17 protein-coding genes are annotated in these 18,588 nt (G+C 71.1%); 8 read left to right on the top strand and 9 right to left on the bottom strand.

The features are described from left to right. Nucleotides 1-2: 2 nt before the first annotated feature. Both purF and ACYVD5_RS01975 read right to left on the bottom strand, forming a co-directional pair. Nucleotides 3-1,454, bottom strand: a complete 1,452-nt coding sequence (gene purF, locus ACYVD5_RS01980) for an amidophosphoribosyltransferase (RefSeq protein ID WP_460999252.1) — start codon at nucleotides 1,452-1,454, stop codon at nucleotides 3-5. Between the two features lie 37 nt (nucleotides 1,455-1,491). After that, nucleotides 1,492-1,995, bottom strand: a complete 504-nt coding sequence (locus tag ACYVD5_RS01975; protein ID WP_460999102.1) for a sterol carrier family protein — start codon at nucleotides 1,993-1,995, stop codon at nucleotides 1,492-1,494. A 596-nt stretch (nucleotides 1,996-2,591) separates the two neighbouring features. On the opposite strand from ACYVD5_RS01975, the gene ACYVD5_RS01970 reads away from it, so the two are divergent. Next, a complete protein-coding gene (locus tag ACYVD5_RS01970) occupies nucleotides 2,592-3,209 on the top strand; it encodes a DUF47 domain-containing protein (RefSeq protein WP_460999101.1) in 618 nt (205 codons plus the stop codon). A 31-nt stretch (nucleotides 3,210-3,240) separates the two neighbouring features. Then, on the top strand, nucleotides 3,241-4,245 hold the full coding sequence (locus ACYVD5_RS01965) for an inorganic phosphate transporter (RefSeq protein WP_460999100.1): 1,005 nt from the start codon (nucleotides 3,241-3,243) through the stop codon (nucleotides 4,243-4,245). A 121-nt stretch (nucleotides 4,246-4,366) separates the two neighbouring features. Here ACYVD5_RS01965 and pstB read toward each other — a convergent pair whose 3' ends face one another. The 7 genes from pstB to ACYVD5_RS01930 all read right to left on the bottom strand — a co-directional run bounded on the left by pstB (nucleotide 4,367) and on the right by ACYVD5_RS01930 (nucleotide 12,309). Further along, a complete protein-coding gene (gene pstB, locus ACYVD5_RS01960) occupies nucleotides 4,367-5,146 on the bottom strand; it encodes a phosphate ABC transporter ATP-binding protein PstB (protein WP_460999099.1) in 780 nt (259 codons plus the stop codon). Between the two features lie 48 nt (nucleotides 5,147-5,194). Beyond that, nucleotides 5,195-6,304, bottom strand: coding sequence for a phosphate ABC transporter permease PstA (pstA, locus tag ACYVD5_RS01955; RefSeq protein WP_460999098.1), 1,110 nt, complete (start codon nucleotides 6,302-6,304; stop codon nucleotides 5,195-5,197). Next, nucleotides 6,301-7,272, bottom strand: coding sequence for a phosphate ABC transporter permease subunit PstC (pstC, locus tag ACYVD5_RS01950; RefSeq protein WP_460999097.1), 972 nt, complete (start codon nucleotides 7,270-7,272; stop codon nucleotides 6,301-6,303). The genes pstA and pstC overlap by 4 nt, the downstream gene beginning before the upstream one ends. 252 nt (nucleotides 7,273-7,524) lie before the next feature. Beyond that, the gene (gene pstS / locus ACYVD5_RS01945) at nucleotides 7,525-8,637 is read right to left on the bottom strand and encodes a phosphate ABC transporter substrate-binding protein PstS (protein ID WP_460999096.1); all 1,113 of its coding nucleotides are present in this window, start codon (nucleotides 8,635-8,637) and stop codon (nucleotides 7,525-7,527) included. A 320-nt stretch (nucleotides 8,638-8,957) separates the two neighbouring features. Next, nucleotides 8,958-9,956: a mycothiol synthase gene (mshD, locus tag ACYVD5_RS01940; protein WP_460999095.1), complete on the bottom strand. Its 999-nt coding sequence runs from the start codon at nucleotides 9,954-9,956 to the stop codon at nucleotides 8,958-8,960. Between the two features lie 102 nt (nucleotides 9,957-10,058). Beyond that, nucleotides 10,059-11,249 carry a hypothetical protein gene (locus ACYVD5_RS01935; protein WP_460999094.1) on the bottom strand — a complete coding sequence of 397 codons (1,191 nt, stop codon included), beginning with the start codon at nucleotides 11,247-11,249 and terminating at the stop codon, nucleotides 10,059-10,061. Between the two features lie 280 nt (nucleotides 11,250-11,529). Further along, a complete protein-coding gene (locus ACYVD5_RS01930; protein WP_460999093.1) occupies nucleotides 11,530-12,309 on the bottom strand; it encodes a winged helix-turn-helix transcriptional regulator in 780 nt (259 codons plus the stop codon). A 107-nt stretch (nucleotides 12,310-12,416) separates the two neighbouring features. On the opposite strand from ACYVD5_RS01930, the gene ACYVD5_RS01925 reads away from it, so the two are divergent. The 6 genes from ACYVD5_RS01925 (at nucleotide 12,417) to ACYVD5_RS01900 (ending at nucleotide 18,579) form a co-directional block, all read left to right on the top strand. After that, a complete protein-coding gene (locus ACYVD5_RS01925) occupies nucleotides 12,417-12,677 on the top strand; it encodes a MoaD/ThiS family protein (RefSeq protein ID WP_460999092.1) in 261 nt (86 codons plus the stop codon). A 215-nt stretch (nucleotides 12,678-12,892) separates the two neighbouring features. Continuing rightward, nucleotides 12,893-13,132, top strand: coding sequence for a glutaredoxin family protein (locus tag ACYVD5_RS01920; RefSeq protein ID WP_460999251.1), 240 nt, complete (start codon nucleotides 12,893-12,895; stop codon nucleotides 13,130-13,132). A 315-nt stretch (nucleotides 13,133-13,447) separates the two neighbouring features. Next, a complete protein-coding gene (locus ACYVD5_RS01915; protein WP_460999091.1) occupies nucleotides 13,448-14,140 on the top strand; it encodes a redox-sensing transcriptional repressor Rex in 693 nt (230 codons plus the stop codon). Nucleotides 14,141-14,249: 109 nt separating this feature from the next. Then, complete coding sequence (locus ACYVD5_RS01910) at nucleotides 14,250-15,749, top strand: glutamyl-tRNA reductase (protein ID WP_460999090.1); 1,500 nt, start codon at nucleotides 14,250-14,252, stop codon at nucleotides 15,747-15,749. After that, nucleotides 15,746-16,702: a hydroxymethylbilane synthase gene (hemC, locus tag ACYVD5_RS01905; protein WP_460999089.1), complete on the top strand. Its 957-nt coding sequence runs from the start codon at nucleotides 15,746-15,748 to the stop codon at nucleotides 16,700-16,702. The genes ACYVD5_RS01910 and hemC overlap by 4 nt, the downstream gene beginning before the upstream one ends. Nucleotides 16,703-16,896: 194 nt before the next feature. Continuing rightward, on the top strand, nucleotides 16,897-18,579 hold the full coding sequence (locus ACYVD5_RS01900) for a bifunctional uroporphyrinogen-III C-methyltransferase/uroporphyrinogen-III synthase (protein ID WP_460999088.1): 1,683 nt from the start codon (nucleotides 16,897-16,899) through the stop codon (nucleotides 18,577-18,579). The last annotated feature ends 9 nt before the right edge of the window (nucleotides 18,580-18,588 follow it).

Raw genomic sequence — 18,588 nt, 5'->3', positions numbered from 1 at the left:
GATCAGCGCTGCCCGCGCCCTGCCAGCGGCCGTTCCGTTGCGTTGCCGTAGGAGTTCTCCAGCAGGTACTTGCCGCGGGAGTCCTTGTCGACCTCGATCGGATAGATGCCGTCGAAGCAGGCGCGGCACAGCCGGTCCTTGGGGACCTCGGTGGCCTCGACGAGTTCGTCCAGGCCGATGAAGGCCAGGGAGTCGGCGCCGATGGAAGCGCGGATCTCCTCGGACGACAGGTTGCCCGCGGCCAGTTCGGCCTTGGTGGCGAAGTCGACACCGTAGTAGCAGGGCCAGGTCACCGGAGGGCTGGAGATGCGCACGTGCACCTCGGCGGCCCCGGCCTCGCGCAGCATCCGCACCAGCGCCCGCTGGGTGTTGCCGCGCACGATGGAGTCGTCGACAACGACCAGCCGCCTGCCCTCGATGACCTCGCGCAGCGGGTTGAGCTTGAGCCGGATGCCGAGCTGGCGCAGGGTCTGGCTGGGCTGGATGAAGGTGCGGCCCACGTAGGAGTTCTTGACCAGGCCCTGGGCGAAGGGGATGCCGCTGCCGTCGGCGTAGCCCACGGCTGCGGGCGTGCCGGACTCGGGGACCGGGATGACCAGGTCGGCCTCTGTCGGGTGCTGTTTGGCCAGGCGGCGCCCGACCTCGACCCGCGAGGAGTTGACGTTGCGCCCGGCGATGGTGGTGTCGGGCCGGGCGAGGTAGACGTATTCGAACAGGCAGCCCTTTGGCTCGGCTACCGCGAACCGCTGCGAGCGCACACCGCGCTCGTCGACCGTGATCAGCTCGCCCGGCTCGATCTCGCGTTCGTAGGTGGCGCCGACGATGTCGAGGGCGGCGGTCTCGCTGGCCACGGCCCAGCCTTGCTCCAGCCGGCCCAGCACCAGCGGGCGGATGCCCTGCGGGTCGCGGGCGGCGTAGAGCGTGGACTCGTCCATGAACGTCAGCGAGTACGCGCCCCGCACCCGCGGCAGCAGCTCCATCGCCGCTTCCTCGGTGCTGCGGTCGGGGTTGTCGGCCAGCAGGCCGGTGAGCACCTCGGTGTCGGTGGTGGCTCCGCGGCGGTCGCCGGGCAGCATGGCGGCGAGTTCGGGGGTGTTGATCAGGTTGCCGTTGTGCCCCAGAGCCAGGCCGCCCTGGCGCGCGGTGTAGAACGTCGGCTGTGCGTTCTCCCACACCGGCGATCCGGTGGTGGAGTAACGGCAGTGGCCGATGGCCAGGTGCCCGTGCAGGGAATCGAGCGTGGCCTCGTTGAAGACCTGGGAGACCAGGCCCATGTCCTTGTAGACCACGATGCGCTCGCCGTCGCTGAGCGCGATGCCCGCGGATTCCTGGCCGCGGTGCTGCAATGCGTAGAGGCCGAAGTAGGTGAGCTTGCTGACTTCTTCGCCGGGAGCCCAGACCCCGAAGACTCCGCAGGCGTCGGCTGGTGCGCGCTCTTGCGGGTCAAGGTCCATGGTGAGCCGGCCGTCGGGTTGCGCCACGTTTCTCAGCCTAGTCGCTGAACACCGGACCCGTGTCCACCGGGTTCGCGGTGGGCGTCCACAGCGGCAGCAGCGGGGACAGGTCGGCGCGGGCGCCGCTGGCGGACACGGCGTGCTCGGCGACGGCTGCGTCCCAGGTCATGGCGCCTGCGGCCAGGGCCAGCCAGGTCAGCGGGCCGGTCTCGACGACTCCGGGCGGCGTGCCGCGGGTGTGGCGCGGACCCTCGATGACCTGCACCGCTCCGTGCGGTGGCACGCGTACCTCCAGACTGTGTCCGGGCGCGCGCTCGGCCAGCTCGGCCAGGGTGCCGCGCACCGCCGCCTTGACCGCTGAGGGCACGGGTGCGGCGCCGCGGCTGCGGGCGCGCAGCACCGCCTCTGTGCAGGTGCTCAGCACGAGCGAGGGGTGGTCGGGCCCGGAGTGGGGCGGTTCGCCCAGCGCGGCGAGCTGGGCGTCGAGTGCGGCGCGCAGGGCGGCGAGGCGCCGGTGGGCCGCGGTGGGCTTGGACGGCATGCCTTCGAGCATAGGCAGGGGCGCCGCCCGCCGGTGGTGCGCGCCGCTTCCGGGCGGGGCGGCCGCAAGAAGGGGCACGGGACTGCGGGAGGGTGGGCGGGGCGCAGCTGCGGGAACGCGGCGGGACGGCGCCGGTCACCGGGGCGGCGAAGGGGTGCGAGGCACGCCGATGGGGCATTGCGCGGCAAAGCTTGCCGAATACCCCGGACCCAGGGAAACTGTCGGTCGAGGGAAAACACGGCGACCGCAGTGTGAACAGACCGTTCCCCTGTAGTGACCTGTAGACCGTGGCGGGCGGTAGGGCCGGTGTTCTACTGTGATTTACGTCCCGTTCGCGAAGTTCTATCGCGGGGTGTCCGCGACTGGGGTCGGCCTCGGTATCTGGGTACGTGCCGGGGTGGCAAGGATAGGATGAATGCTCCACTACGTCGGCTTTCGCAGCTGTCGGCGGAGTTCAACTGAACAAGGAGTGAACCGCCCCCGAGTCGCGGTACGGGGGTGCCGTGCGGTCACGCCTGCCGTCCAGTTGTGACCATTTTGCCCGGTTAGTGCCAATAACATCCCTGAGGACGACCACCGCACTTCGGGAGATAGATGTGCGTCTGCGCCTGACTCCGCGTGATGACAGCTACTTCGAGATGTTCGCCGACTCCGCGAACAACCTCGTCATCGCCGCGCGCCTACTGGTGGAACTCATCAGCGAAGGCGCCGATCGCGAGGCCATTGCCGAAAAGATGCGGGCCTGCGAGCACGCCGGCGACGACCGCACCCATGCGATCATGCGGCGGCTCAACGAGAGCTTCGTCACGCCCTTCGACCGCGAGGACATCTACCGCCTGGCGTCGTCGCTGGACGACGTGATGGACTCCATGGACGCGGCGGTCGACCTCGTCGGGCTATACGGGCTCGATCGCCTGCCCAAGGGGATCATCGACCAGATCGAGGTACTGGAACGTGCCGCGGAGCTGACCGCCGAGGCGATGCCCCGGTTGCGCTCCATGAAGGACCTCACCCGGTACTGGATCGAGATCAACCAACTGGAGAACCAGGCCGACCAGATCTACCGCCGCCTGCTCGCCAACCTGTTCAGCGGCGAGTACGACGCGCTCACGGTGCTCAAACTCAAGGACGTCATCGAGGAGCTGGAGACCGCCGCAGATGCCTTCGAACACGTCGCCAACACGGTCGAGAGCATCGCGGTGAAGGAATCCTGACACTCTCCCGTTTTCGACGCTTGGCTGCAACGTGCCCCTCGAAACCGTTTCGCTGAGCGCGGTCCTGGTCGCCGCGCTGGTGTTCGCATACACCAACGGCTTCCACGACGCCCCCAACTCCCTGGCGACCGCCATCTCCACCCGGGCGCTCGGCCCGCGCGCCGCCGTGATCATGGCGGCGTGCATGAACGTCATCGGCGCCTTCCTCGGCGAGGGCGTCGCGCGCACCATCAGCCGCGACATCATCAATCCCCCCGAGGGCAGTGCCGGCCTGTCCGTGCTGCTGGCCGCGCTGATCGGCGCGATCGTGTGGAACGTCGCCACCTGGTACAAGGGCATGCCCTCGTCGTCCTCCCACGCGCTGGTCGGCGGGATGATCGGTGCGGCACTGGCCTCGACCACCACCGTGCAGTGGCGCGGCGTGGGCACCGACTTCGCACTGCCGATGGTTCTCTCGCCGCTGATCGGCGGGCTGCTCGGCTTCGCGGCCATGGTCGCGATCCTGTGGGTCTTCCGCCGCACCCACGTGCGCCGCGTCAACCGCGGTTTCAAGATCGCCCAAAGCGCCTCAGCGGCGGCCATGGCGCTCGGCCACGGGCTGCAGGACGCGCAGAAGACCATGGGCGTGGTGGTCCTGGCACTGGTCGCCACCGGCTACCAGACCTCCTACGACGTGCCGCTGTGGGCGGTGTGCGCCGCCGCAGGCGCCATGGCCCTGGGCACGTTGACCGGCGGCTGGCGCATCATGCGGACCCTGGGCCGGCGGGTCATCCAGCTGGACGCGCCGCGCGGTTTCGCCGCGGAGAGCACGGTGGCGGCGGTCTCGTATGCGACCTCGTTCATCTGGCAGGTGCCCGTCTCCAACACCCACCTGATCACCTCGGCCATCGTGGGCGTGGGCGCCACCCGCCGCCTCTCGGCGATCCGCTGGGGCGTGGCCGGCAACATCGTCACGGTCTGGCTGGCCACCCTGCCCGGAGCCGCCCTCATCGCCGCCGCGGCCTACGTTCTGGTGAGCACGGCGCTGCCGGTTTAGCGTTCCGGCGCGGTGCGGCGGTGCGGCGGACGCACGGATATGGCAGCAGCGGCGGCGGAGCCGTGTCAGCTCCGCCGCCGCCCAATGGTTCCCGGGCCCGGGTCGGCGCCCGGGCCGGCCCTTATCCGAACCGGCCGGTGATGTAGTTCTCGGTCTCCTTCTCGTCCGGCTTGGTGAAGATCTTGTTGGTGTCGCCCATCTCGATCAGCCGGCCCGGCTGGCCCGTGCCCGCCAGGTTGAAGAACGCCGTGCGGTCGCTGACGCGCGCCGCCTGCTGCATGTTGTGCGTCACGATCACGATCGTGTAGTTCTCCTTGAGCTTGGCGATGAGGTCCTCGATCGCCAGCGTGGAGATGGGGTCGAGCGCCGAGCAGGGCTCGTCCATGAGCAGCACCGCCGGCTCCACCGCTGTGGCGCGGGCGATGCACAGGCGTTGCTGCTGACCGCCGGAGAGACCCGCACCGGGCTTGTGCAACCGGTCCTTGACCTCTTCCCAGAGGTTGGCGTCGCGCAGCGACCGCTCGACGACCTCGTCGGAGCGGCGCTTGCTCATCCGCTGGTTGTTCAGCCGGGCCCCGGCGATGACGTTGTCGTAGATGGACATCGTCGGGAACGGGTTGGCGCGCTGGAAGACCATGCCGATCTCGCGGCGGACCGCCACGGGGTCGACGGAGGGGTCGTAGACGTCCAGGTCGTCCAGCATGACCTTGCCCTGGACACGGGCGCCGGGGGTGACCTCGTGCATGCGGTTGAGGGTGCGCAGGAAGGTCGATTTGCCGCAGCCCGACGAGCCGATGAAGGCGGTCACCGAGCGCGGCTCGACGGTCATGGTCACGTCCTCGACCGCCTTGAAGTCGCCGTAGTAGACGTTCAGGTCGGAGACGTCGATTCGCTTGGCCACTGGTTGTCCTCAGTCAGAGTTGATCGTGCTGGTCGAGTCGGTGCGGGCTCAGCGGGTGTGCGGCGAGAAGAAGCGCGACACCAGGCGCGCCGCGAGGAACAGCAGCATCACCAGGATGATCAGTGTCAGCGCCGCCGCCCATGCGCGCTCCTCGGCGTAGACGCCCGCCTCGCCGGAGAGGCCCATGTCGCGAACCGCCTTGTAGATGTAGACCGGCAGGCTCATCATGTCGCCCTCAAGCGGGTTGGCCTGGATCCGGGTGGAGGCCATCCCGGCGGTGAGGATCAGCGGTGCCGTCTCACCGATAACACGGGCGAGCGCGAGGATGATTCCCGTGGTCAGCCCGGCCACGGCGGTCGGCAGGACCACCTTCACGATGGTCAGCCACTTGGGCACGCCCAGCGCGTAGGAGGCTTCGCGGAGTTCGTTGGGCACCAGCCGCAGCATCTCCTCGCTGGAGCGCACCACGACCGGGATCATCAGCACCGACAGCGCGATCGCACCGGCCAGACCGTTGGTCTCGCCGGGACCGAACAGCATGATCCACAGGGCGACGACGAACAGCCCGGCCACGATCGAGGGGATACCGGTCATGACGTCGACGAAGAAGGTGATGAGCTGCTTGAGCCGGCCCCGGCCGTACTCGACCACGTAGACGGCCGTCATCAGCCCGATCGGCACCGAGATCACGGTGGCCAGCAGGGTGAGCACCAGCGTGCCGATGATGGCGTGGTAAACGCCGCCGGCGTCCATGCTGGGGATGACACCGTTCATCGACACGGTGAGGAAGTACCAGTCGAGCCGCTCGATACCGCTGAGCACCACGGTCGTCAGCAGCGACACCAGCGGAACCATCGCGATGGTGAAGCAGCAGTAGACGACTCCGGTGACGAGCCGGTCGGCGGCGCGGCGGCCGTTCTCGACCGTCGCGGAAACGGCGGTGACCGCCACCAGGTACAGCACGGCCGCCAGCACCACGACCGGGGCCGGGTGGAAGGAGCCGAGCGCGAAGAAGGCGCCCGCGACAACGAGTACGCAGGCCGCGAGCAGAGCAGGCGGGAAGTACCCCGGCAGCGAACGGGTGTACAGCCCCTCGGTCTTTGCCTTGGGCCCCTCGCCGGAGCTGTCGGAGGGGGCCTGCTGGGTCGTGGTTGTCATTCGGTGAACTCCTTGCGCCGCGAGACGACGAAGCGGGCAGCCATGTTCACGGCCAGGGTGATCGCGAACAGGACGAGGCCCGCTGCGATCAGCGCGGACACGCCCTCGCCGTTGGCCTCGGGGTACTGCAGCGCAATGTGCGCGGCGATGGTCTGGTTGCCGCTCTGCAGCAGGAACGGCGAGATGACCAGCTCCGGCGAGAGGATCATTGCCACGGCCATCGTTTCGCCCAGTGCACGGCCCATGCCGAGCATGGCGCCACCGATGACGCCGGGGCGGCCGAAGGGCAGCACCGCCGTGCGGATCATCTCCCAGCGGGTGGCGCCCAGCGCCAGCGCCGCCTCGCGGTGGGCCTGGGGCACCTGGTGGAACACGTCGCGCGCCATGGCGGTGATGATCGGCAGGATCATGACCGCGAGCACGATGCCCGCGCTGAGCATCGTCCGCCCGGTGGGCGAGACCGGGCCGGCGAACAGCGGGATCCAGCCCAGGTACGTCTCGATGAACTTGTAGAAGGGCTGCAGTTCATTGACCAGGTAGACGACGCCCCACAGGCCGTAGACGACGCTGGGGATGGCCGCCAGCAGGTCGACGATGTAGCCCAGCAGCGAGGCGAGCCGGCGGGGTGCGTAGTAGACGATGAACAGCGCGATCCCGACGGCGACCGGCGTGGCCAGCACCAGCGCGATGATCGCCGCCAGCACGGTGCCGAAGGCCAGCGCGGCGACCCCGAACTGCACACCGTTGCCCGGCTCGACCTCCGGGCTCCACTCGGAGGTGGTCAGGAAGTTCGCCTCGTTCGCGGAGAGCGAGCTGAACGACTGCACGAGCAGGAAGATGGCGACGCCCGCGAGGATCGCCAGGATCAGCAGCCCCGCTCCTCGGGCGGAATTGGCGAAGAGCAGGTCGCCCAGCCGACGCCTGCCCTTGGGGACTTCGGCCTTTTCAGACGAGTCCGTGGTTGTCATGTATGGCTCCGGTTGAGTTCGGTCATGGTTCGCCACCGGGCGAACGGAGCTGCGGCGCGAGCCGTGCACAGCCGGTTAGCGGGTGACGGCGTGCGACGCCGGGAGACATTGTGCTGGTTGTGCCGGAGTGGTGCGGTGTTGGGGCCGGTGCGCCGCGCAGTGGGGCGGCGCCCCCGGAGCCGGAACCGCCAAGAGCGGGGCGCGCACCCAGTGCGTGCCCCGCCCCGACGGACGGCATCTGCGGCCCCGTGACTAGGAAGCCGCGGAGATCTTTTCAATGGTGCCGAGGAGCGAGTCGCGGGTCTCCTGGCTGATCGGCGCGGAGCTGGCCTCTTCGGCCGAGGCCTGCTGGCCCTCTTCGCTGACGACGTAGCTCAGGAAGCTCTTCACCAGGTCGGCGTCGGTCTGCTCCTGGTACTCCATGCAGGCGATGTGGTACGAGACCAGCACGATCGGGTACACACCGGCTTCTTCGGTGGTGTAGTCCAGGTCGATGGCGTGGTCGTTCTCCGTGTTCTCGTCACGCGGCTGGGAAGCGTCGACGATCGCGGAGGCGGCCTCGGGGCTGAACTCGGTGAACTCGTCACCGGAGCCGACCGCAACGGTGCCCAGCTCGCCGACGTGCGAGGCGTCGACGTAGCCGATGGTGCCCTGGCCGCCCTCGACGGCTTGGACGACACCGCTGGAGCCCTGCGCGGCCTCGACCGGGTCGGTCGGCCAGTTGCCGCTGACCTCGTGCGGCCAGGCGTCGGGCGCGGCCTCGGAGAGGTAGGCGACGAAGTTCTCGGTGGTGCCGGACTCATCGGAGCGGTTGACCGGGACGATGTCCTCGCTGGGGAGGTCGGCGTCGGGGTTCAGCTCGGCGATGGCGTCGTCGTCCCAGGAGGTGATCTCCTGGTTGAAGATGTCGGCGATGACCTCGGGGGTCATGTTCAGCTTGCCGACGCCGTCCAAGTTGAAGACGACGGCGATGGGGGAAATGTAGGCGGGGAGGTTGACGACCTCGGAGCCGTTGCAGCGCTCCGTGGCGTCCTTGGTCTCCTTCTCGTCGAGCGCGGCGTCGGAGCCCGCGAAGGCGGTCCCGCCGCTGATGAATTGGGAGCGGCCCGCACCCGAGCCGACCGCGTCGTACTGCACGACGGAGCCCTCGCAGGCCCCCTCCCAGGACGCCTTCCAGGCCGCCATGGCGTTTTCCTGCGAGCTTGCGCCTGCCCCGGAGAGCGTGCCGCCGCCGTCGACGCAGTCGACGTTGCCGGCGGCCTGCTGGTTCTGCGGGTCCACCGCCTGGTCGCTACCGCAAGCGGTCAGTGCAAGCGTGCCGGCGAGTGCAATCCCCGCGAACTGGCTGTACTTGGAGAGCTTCACAGCCCCGATGTCCTTCCGGTTGGACTTCGTCACCTTTGGGCGAGCCCGGTCGATGACCTCGCCAAATGCGAAGGTAAGCACGCGAAGTGACGGGAGCTCCCAAGCAGGGTGAACGCAGAATGAACGCCGGGGCCAGACTCTACGAAGAAGAGGCGGACCTTCGATGGCTGTGGGGTTAACCACACCAAGGTCACGCTGATGTCACGCCGACACGCCGTGGTGACCTGGAATCCTGACCGCCCATCCGCAACCGGTGACGGTGTGTGCGCGGGGTCCGGATGTCTGCGCAGGTCGGGTCGGGGGCGCCGGATCGGGGGCGCTCAACCTGCGGCGTACATCACGTCAGCATCCCACACGGAAAAGCCCAGCGATTCGTACAGCCGGACGGCCGCCCGGTTCTCCTCATCGACGTAGAGCAGCACCCACGGCAGGCCGCGTGCGTGCAGATGGCGCAGCCCCACCAAGGTCAGCGCGCGGCCCAGGCCGGTACGCCGCCAGGCCGGGGCGACCCCCACCACGTAGACCTCGCCCACCGGTTCGTCGGCGAGCCCGGCGCCGTCGGCGTGCACCTTGGTCCAGTGGAACCCGGCCAGGCCGCCGGTGCGGGTGTCCTCGGCAACGAAGAAACCCTCGGGGTCGAACCAATCCTCGTTTTCGCGTTCGTGCAGGTCGGCGAGTGTGAGCCCGCCCTGTTCGGGGTGGTCGGAAAACGCGGCGGCGTTGGTCTCCAGCCACGCCTGCTCGTCGGAGCCGGGCCGGAACGCGCGGACCACCAGCCGTTCACCGATGGAATCGGGCAGCACCGGCTCGGGCAGGGCGGCGCCGCCGGGCCCTTGCGCCGCGGACCCGCCGCGCAGGTTCATCCGCATTTTCAGCAACCCGCGCACCTGGTTCCAACCCGCGGACCGGGCCAGCGCCACCGCGCCCTCTGTGCGGCCGTGCGCCCACACCCGCAGCCCTTCGCCGGGCGCGTCGCCGGACAGGGCGCGCAGCAGGGCCGCGCCGTGGCCCTTGCGCCGCTGTTCGGGCGCGACGACCAGTTCGGCGGCGTCGGGTTCGCCGGGTGTGCGGGCGGCAAAGGCGAAGCCGACCAGTTGCGCGGGTGCTCCGACGGGCGCGCCCGTGGGATCCGCGGAGGGCACGGGTTCGGATGCGAGGTGGAACCTTGCGCTGCCCTGGGGCGCCCCGTTGCGGATGCGCAGCAGGGTCTGCTCGGAGAGCGCAGGGACGCCGTCGTAGCCGCCGGCGGCCTCGGCCAGCGCGATCACGGCCGCGGCCTCGTCGGTCGACAGGGTCTCGGTGGTGCGCACGTGGGTCATGGCTCCGAGCCTAATGTCCGGCGGCCGGTTTGCCCCGCCCGGGCGGAGCAAAGCGCACTCGCCGCAGAGGGGGATCGGCGCGCCCCTCGGTCGGCGGTTGAGTCAGTCCTTGCGGCGCCGGCCCTTGTAGGTGTTCGGGCCCAGGCGGACCCGACGCGAGGGCGCCAGCGGTGTCGAGAACAGCAGCAGCAACAGCAGGAACAGCACGAGTACGGCCGGAGTGACCATCGAGGCCGGGGTCTCCTGGCGGGAGGCGACTTCGGTGGTGCCCGCGGAGTCGTCGTTCTCGCCCGGTTCGACGGAGGGGAGGTCGGCCAGTGGTCCGCCTTCGGACGGGGACAGCGGGCCGTCTTCGGGCGGGGAGTCGAGGCCGGGCAGGTCGGGTGCGCCGGTGGGCGGGTCGGGGCGGATCGCTCCGCCGCCGGGATCGGCCGGGGCGTCGTTGTCGACCGGAGCGGTGGAGGAGGGACTGCCGCCGCTGCCGGAGCCGGAACCGATTCCCCCCGAGGAGGCGCCGCCCCCGGAGCCGCTGCCGCCGCCGTCGTTGCGGTGCTGCTGCCCGCCGCCGCTGCCGGCCGTACCCCCGCCGTCCTGGCCGCCTTGGTCTCCCTGGCCGCCTCCGCCGTCTTGGCCGCCGGAGCCGCCCGTGGCGGTGGGCGAGTTCCCGGTGGGCGAGGTGGACGGCGGTGCCGATTCCTCCGGTGGCGACGATTCTTCCGGTGGCGGTGCCGATTCTTCCGGCGGCGGAGATGACTCCTCCGGCGGCGGCGATTCTTCCGGCGGCGGTTCGGAGGTCGGGGGGTCGGAGGGTGTGGGACCGGGGGTCTCGGGTTCGACCGCCGCGATGAACGGCGCCTGCGACCGGGCGGTGGCGGCATCCGCGGGCGAATCGGGGCAGGTGGTGCCCTGCTCGGCCTCGGAGTAGGTGATGGTGGCGGTGACCTCGGCCGTGGTGTCGGGCTCACCGGTGATGATCGCGGTGGCCGGCGTGTTCGGCCCGGGTTCGGAGGTGACCCTGAACCCGCTGTCGACCTCAAGGCCGTACAGGCAGACCTGGTTATCGGTGGCCCCCGCCGCGATGTGCACGGCCGTTGTGGCGGACTCGCCCGGCGAGACCGAGACGAACGCGGGTGTGAACGTGAGCACGGGCGCCGCGGGATCGGCGGCGGCCGCCGCCGGAGCGGGCAGACCCACCAGCCCGGAGCCCGCGAACAGCGTGCCAAGGGGGACTGCGGCGGCCAAGCGCCAGGGCAGGGGGAAGCGGGCGGTCGCGAACCGCTTTCCGCGGTGCATGGACGTGGCCTCCTTGCTCAGGGTGCCGCAGGTGCGGAAGAGGGCGACACGGCGACCACTGGGAGCGTGGGGGCGGTCACCACACGCCGACTGCCTCATGCATCCTAAACAATCGGACGCCGCCGTACGAGACCCGGCTCGGCGGGGTTCTCATTTACCGGGCGCATGCGCGCCGCGGCGGGTCCGGAACCGCGGAAGACCGCAGCCGACCGCTCCGAGCTCGGCCGGTGCCCCTGCGAGTCGGGGCACCGGCGGCGCTCGCGGGGAAGAGCGGGAAGCCTCAGCCCTGGGTGGGTGCGGTCCGTGCGGGCGCGCCGAGGTCGTCGTTGTCCTCGGGCGCCGCCGCTGCCTGTTCGCCGCCCGTCTTGGTGGCGGGGTCGGGCACGAAGCGGTAACCGACGTTGCGCACGGTGCCGATCAGCGACTCGTACTCGCTGCCGAGCTTGGCGCGCAGCCGCCGCACATGGACGTCGATCGTGCGGGTGCCGCCGAAGTAGTCGTAGCCCCACACCTCCTGGAGGAGCTGTGCCCGGGTGAAAACCCGCCCGGGGTGCTGAGCGAGGAACTTCAGCAGCTCGAACTCCTTGAACGTGAGGTCGAGGATGCGGCCCCGCAGCCGGGCGATGTAGGTGGCCTCGTCGATGACGAGGTCGCCGCGGCGGATCTCATCGGGGTCGTCGGAGCCGGCCTCGGCCTGGCCGATGGCCAGCCGCAGCCGGGCCTCGATCTCGGCGGGGCCGGCGGTGGTGAGTAGGAAGTCGTCGACCTGCCAGTCGGGGGTGAGAGCGGCCACGCCGCCCTCGGTGAGGACCACGAGCAGCGGGCAGTCGAGCCCGGTGGTGTCGAGCAGGCGGCAGAGGTTGCGCACCGAGGCGAGGTCGCTGCGCGCATCGACGAGAATGGCGTCGACGGGCGTGCTCGATGAACGGTCCGTTCCCGCGGTCAGTAGCGCGCCGGCCTCGGCGGGTGCGACGCGGACCGAGTGCAGGAGGAGTCCGAGGGCGGGCAGAACATGATCCGACGGTTCGTTGGAGTTCGTCAGCAGCAGGAGATGGCTCATGTGTCTCTTCCCGTCAACCCGCGCGTGGCGGTGGTCGAAGGCGCCATTGCCCCCGGCGGAGAAATAATGAAGTGTTTGCCTCCGAGACCTTCAAGGATAATCAACAGATGGTGAATGGAACCATCCGGTACTGGGCCGCGGCCAAAGACGCGGCGGGCCGCGCCGAGGAGCCGGTCACCGGTGCCACGCTGGCGGAGGTCCTGGAGTCGGTACGCTCGGCCCGCAGCGGCGACGACAGGTTGCTGCGGGTGCTGGAGCGCTCGTCGTTCGTCGTGGACGAGTACCCGGTGGGTACCCGCCCGCATGCGGACGTAGGGCTCGACGAGGGATATGTCATCGAGGTGCTGCCGCCCTTCGCCGGCGGTTGAGCACCCGCGGAACGGACCGAACGGCCGGTGCCCGGGCTCCGTGGCCGCCGGCCGCTGCGCCCCCGCCGCGCAGCGGATACGCGGTGGCCACCGCGGTCACCGCAGCCACCACCACGCAGCAGAAAGGCGGAGCGGCAATGGCCGACCCCACGGACCCCGGCGGCGGAGCCGGAACCGCTACCGGAACCGGCTCCGCAGCGGGCCGCACCGTGACCATGCTGGGCAGGTCGGGCTGCCACCTGTGCGAGGACGCGCTGCGCACCATCGAGCGCGTCTGCGCCGAGACGGGTGCGGCGGTGCAGGTGCGCGACCTCGACGCGGCACCGGCCGCCGAGCGCGACGACTACTGGGACAAGATCCCGGTGACATTCATCGACGGCGCCCAGCACGACTTCTGGCGGGTCGACGAGCAGCGGCTGCGCGCCGCACTGGCCGCGCCGAGCACGGCGCCGTGACCGGCTCCGGCCGCGCGGGGGGCCCGGACCGGCCGCCCGCGGCGGCAGGCGCCGGCGGCCCGGCGCCGCCATCGGCCGCATCGGCCCTGTTCACCGGAGTGCGGCTGCGCCGCTGAGGCTGCGCCGGCGCCGAAGCGGGGAGCGCCGCGGCGGTGCACCCCACTTTGTGCGCGTGTTCACAAGGGCGTAATCTGAAAAACGGCATCCAGTCCGGCCGGGGGGATAGGCGACCGTCCTCGCACGGCGGCCCCGTTTCCGCGGTTGGCCTGAGCCACCGATCCGGCAGTGACGATCGCCGCTCAGGAGCCTAGGCCAGTGACCCCCCCTGCACCACGGCCCCGAGACCGGGGCATACCGGAGGCGACCGTCGCCCGGCTCCCCGTCTACCTGCGCGCACTCCAGGCGCTGGACGAACGCGGGATCCCCACGGTCTCCTCCGAACACCTGGCCGAGACCACCGGTGTGAACTCCGCCAAGCTGCGCAAGGACCTGTCGCACCTGGGCTCCTACGGCACCCGCGGTGTCGGCTACGAGGTCGAGTACCTCATCTACCAGATCTCGCGTGAACTTGGTCTCACCCAGGACTGGTCGGTGGCCATCGTGGGCGTGGGCAACCTGGGCCGCGCACTGGCCAACTACGGGGGCTTCGGCACCCGCGGTTTCCGCATCGCCGCCCTGCTGGACGCCGACGTCAAGGTGCTCGGCGACACGGTCGCCGGGCTGTCGGTCGGGCATATCGACACGTTGGAGCGCGTTGTCGCCGACGAGAACGTTTCGATCGGCGTGATCGCAACGCCTGCAGCGGCAGCGCAGGACGTGTGCGACCGGTTCGTCGAGGTCGGCGTCACCAGCGTGCTGAATTTCGCGCCGGTGGTCCTCAATGTGCCTCCGGGCGTTGATGTGCGTAAGGTCGACTTGTCCATCGAGCTGCAGATCCTGGCCTTCCACGAGCAGCGCAAGGCCGACGGCTACGCCGGTCTCGACCCGTTCGGGAAGGGGCCGGTGTGAGCGCGGCCGAGCCCGGGGCAGCAGGGCCACAGCACAGGGCGCGCCCGTTCGCGCGGGCGGCGCCGCAGGTACTAAAGCAGCGCAATGCAGCCCGCGCATTGGAGTGCACATGAGTGTCCTCGCAGTAGGGGTGAGCCACCGAAGCTCGCCCGTGGCGCTACTGGAGCGCGTCGCCTTGGAGGGGCAGGCGCGGCTGAAGGTCATGTCCGAACTGGTGTCGGCGCCCTCGATCAACGAGGTGCTGATGGTCTCGACGTGCAACCGCACCGAGGTCTACGCCGATGTCGACAAGTTCCACCCGGCCATGGCGGCCGTCACCGAACTCCTCTCCTGGCACAGCGGCGTCTCCCTCAGCGAGCTCTCCCGGCACGCCTACGTGCACTACGAGGAACGCGCCGTCCAGCACCTGTTCTCCGTCACCTGCGGGCTCGACTCCATGGTCGTGGGCGAAGGCCAGATCCTCGGCCAGGTCCGCAACGCGATCAAGGATGCGCAGCAGGCCGGAACCCTCGGCCGGGTGCTCAACGATCTCGGCCAGCGGGCGCTGCGCGTGGGCAAGCGCGCCCACACCGAGACCCACCTCGACCACGCGGGCGCCGACATGGTCGGGTTCGGGCTCGACGTCGCACTGCGGCGGTTCGGCGCCGCACCGGCGGGCCCCGCGCCCGCTGATGCCCCCGCGGCCGCCGGCACCGCCACTGCCGCCGGCTGCCCCGTGGCGGGCTCCGCCGCCGGCACCGGTTCCGGCGCCTCGGCCTCCGCCGCCGACGAGGTCGCCGCCGCACTGCCCGGCCCCCAGCCCCTCACCGGCCTGCGGGTGCTCGTGCTGGGCGCCGGATCGATGAGCGCGCTCGCCGCCAACACCGTCGCCCGCCAGGGCGCCGGCCGCGTGACCGTGGCCAACCGCACCCACGACCGCGCGCTGCGCCTGGCCGAGTGCCTCACCGAGGCATACGAGCCCATCGACGGCCGCGCCGTCGCCTTCGACTCCGCCGCCGAGGCGCTGCCTGAAACCGACCTGGTGATCTCCTGCACCGGCGCCCAAGGGCTCGTGCTCACCCGCGACCAGGTCGAGCCCGCCGCCCGCTCGGGCGGCCGCCCCCTGGTCTTTTTGGACCTTGCGCTGCCCCGCGACATCGACCCCGCCGTGCGCGACATCCCCGGGGTCGACCTCGTCGACATCGAGGACCTGCGCCAGGCGGTCACCGAGGACCCCGACGACTCCGGCGAGCGCTCCGGCGCCATCTCGATGGCCCGCGGGATCGTCGACGAAGAGGTCGCCGAGTACCAGAGCGTGCGCCGCGCCGAACTCGTCGCCCCAACCGTCGTGGCGCTGCGCAGCAAGGCCCGCACCGTCATGGAGTCCGAGCTCACCCGGCTGCAGGGCCGCCTGCCCGACCTCGACGACAAGACCCGCGGCGAGGTCACCCACGCCATGCGGCGCGTCGTCGACAAGCTGCTGCACCAGCCCACCGTGCGGGTCAAGGAACTGGCCGCCCGGCCCAACGGCGACTCCTACGAGGCGGCGCTGCGCGAACTGTTCGACCTCGACCCGGCCGGCCCCGATGCCGTGACCCGCGCCGAGCCCGCCGCCGGAGAGGAGGGATGACCGTGTCCGACCGCCCGGCCAGGCTCGGCACCCGCCGCAGCCCGATGGCCACCGCGCAGTCGCAGGCCGTGGCCGACGCCATCACCGCGCGCACCGGCAACGGGGTCGAGCTGGAGCTGATCACCAGTTTCGGCGACGTCACCCGCGCCCACCTCACCCAGCTCGGCGGCACCGGCGTGTTCGTCAACGCCCTGCGCGACGAACTGGCCTCCGGGGGCGTCGACTTCGCGGTGCACTCCCTGAAAGACCTGCCCACCACCCCGGCCGAGGGCCTGACCCTGGCCGCGGTCACCGAACGCGACGACCCCCGCGACGCCCTCTGCGCCCGCGACGGCCGCAAGTTCTCCGACCTGCCCGCCGGCGCCTCGGTCGGCACCGGCTCGCCGCGCCGCGCCGCCCAACTCGCGAGCCTGCGCCCCGACCTGAACTTCGTCCCCATCCGCGGCAACGCCGGCACCCGGCTGGGCAAGGTCGCCGACGGCGAACTCGACGCGGTCGTGCTGGCCTACGCCGGATTGGTGCGGGTCGGCCGCGTCGACGACATCACCGACGTCTTCGAGCCCGAACAGGTCCTGCCTGCGCCGGGCCAGGGGGCGCTGGCGGTGGAGTGCCTCGACTCCCGCGCCCGCGGCGACCTCGCCTACCTCGCCGCCGTCGACCACGGCCCCACCCGTGCGGCCGTCACCGCCGAACGCACGGTGCTGGCCGAACTTGAGGCGGGCTGCGCCGCACCGGTGGGCGCCTACGCCGAGGTCCACGACGGCCGGCTGCGGCTGCGCGCCGCAGTGGTCGCCACCGACGGCCGCGAGTCCGTGCGGCGCGAACGGTCCGTTCCGATCGCGCCGGACACCGACCCTGCCGCGGCGGCCGGCTCCCTCGGGCGCGAACTCGCCCGCGAGATGATCGGCGAAGGGGCGGACCGCATCGTCGCCCAGGCGTCCGCGGAGGGGTAGCGCCGCCATTCGATGAGTGAAGGAAACCGCAGGGCAGAGCGCTGGAAGTGCCGCCGCAGTTCGGCGGGGAGCACGGCCGGCGCCGCCCGACAGCCCGCGGGGCCGCGGCCGCGTGCCGGGCACGGGGGTACGCACCCTGCGGCCGCGGCGCTCCACGGGGGCGCCGCCGGGCTAGAGCAAGGAGCGATCGCACAGTGAATCCGCAGAGCGCAAACCAGGAACCACCGAACACACCGGGTGGGTCCCCGCGCGGCCACGTCGCCCTGGTGGGGGCGGGTCCGGGCGACGCCGAGCTGCTAACTCTGCGGGGCGCAGCGGCGCTCGCCAAGGCCGACGTCGTCGTCAACCTCCGCGAGCCCGGCCCCGAGTTGGCCAAGCACCGCGAGGCCCTGCTGCGGCACTGCCGCGAGGACGCCGCCGTCATCGACCCGGCCGAGTGCAGCGGCGAGATCGACGCCGTTACCGTGGGCCACGCCCGCGAAGGCAAGCGGGTGGTGCGCCTCTACAGCGGCGACCCGCTGCTGGGCTGCCGCGGCGCGGAGCTGGCCGCGGCCTGCCGCCAGGCGGAGGTGGAGTACGAGGTCGTGCCCGGGCTTTCGGCGGTGACCGCGGTGCCCGCGTTCGCCGGCATCCCGCTGCTGCCCGAGGGCGTGGGCGAGGCCCGCGTCGTCGACGCCATGGCTCCCGGGCTCGACTGGGAACGGCTGGCCCACGGCGACGCCGGACTCGTCGTGATGTTCCCCGATTCCCCCGACACCGAGGCCGCCCGCCACAGCGGGCCCGGTTTCGACAAGCTGTGCAAGACCCTGATCGCCGCCGGAAAACCCGCGAACACCCCGGTCGCGGTCGTGCGCATGGGTTCCACCACCGAGCAGACCACCGTCAACTCGACACTGTCGCGGCTGCCCGCCGACCTCAAGGCCGCCGACGCCAAGGGCCACAACGTCACCGCGCCCGCCCTGTTCCTCATGGGCAAGGGTGTGACCGGCGACAAGGCCCCGTCCTGGTTCGAGGGCCGCCCGCTGTTCGGCTGGCGGGTGCTGGTGCCCCGCACCAAGGAGCAGGCCGCCGGGCTGTCGGACCAGCTGCTGGGCTACGGCGCGGTGCCCGAGCAGGTGCCCACCATCTCGGTGGAGCCGCCGCGCACCCCGCAGCAGATGGAGCGCGCCGTGCGCGGCCTGGTCACCGGCCGCTACCAGTGGGTCGCGTTCACGTCGGTCAACGCGGTCAAGGCCATCCGGGAGCGCTTCGAGGAGTACGGCTTGGACGCCCGCGCCTTCGCCGGGGTCAAGGTCGCCGCGGTAGGCGACCAGACCGCCGCCGCACTGCGCGAATTCGGTATCCAGCCCGACCTCACCCCGCCCCCGGAGAGCCAGTCCGGCGCCGGACTGGTCGAGGTGTGGCCGCCTTACGACGCCGAACTCGACCCCATCGAGCGGGTGCTGCTGCCGCGCGCCGACATCGCCACCGAGACCCTGTCGTCCGGGATCGCCGGCCTGGGTTGGGAGGTCGACGACGTCACCGCCTACCGCACGGTGCGCGCGGCGCCGCCGCCCGCACCGGTCCGCGAGGCCATCAAGGGCGGCGGCTTCGACGCGGTGCTGTTCACCTCCTCCTCCACCGTGCGCAACCTGGTGGGGATCGCCGGAAAGCCGCACAACACAACGGTGATCGCGGTGATCGGGCCCGAAACCGCCAAGACCGCCCAGGAGTTCGGGCTGCGCGTCGATGTCGTCGCACCGAAAACCTCGGTTTCGGCACTTGCCGAGGCCCTTTCGGAGTACGGTGCGGCACAACGAGCCGAGGCCGCAGCCGCGGGCAAGCCGGCGCTCAAGCCCAGCCAGAAGCGGCGCGGCCGGCGCCGCAAGACCGTATGACCTGGAGCC

It is taken from the genome of Streptomonospora sediminis, from assembly GCF_054778995.1.
Note: the sequence above shows the minus strand (reverse complement) of the source record. Positions and strands in the feature narration are given on the sequence as shown.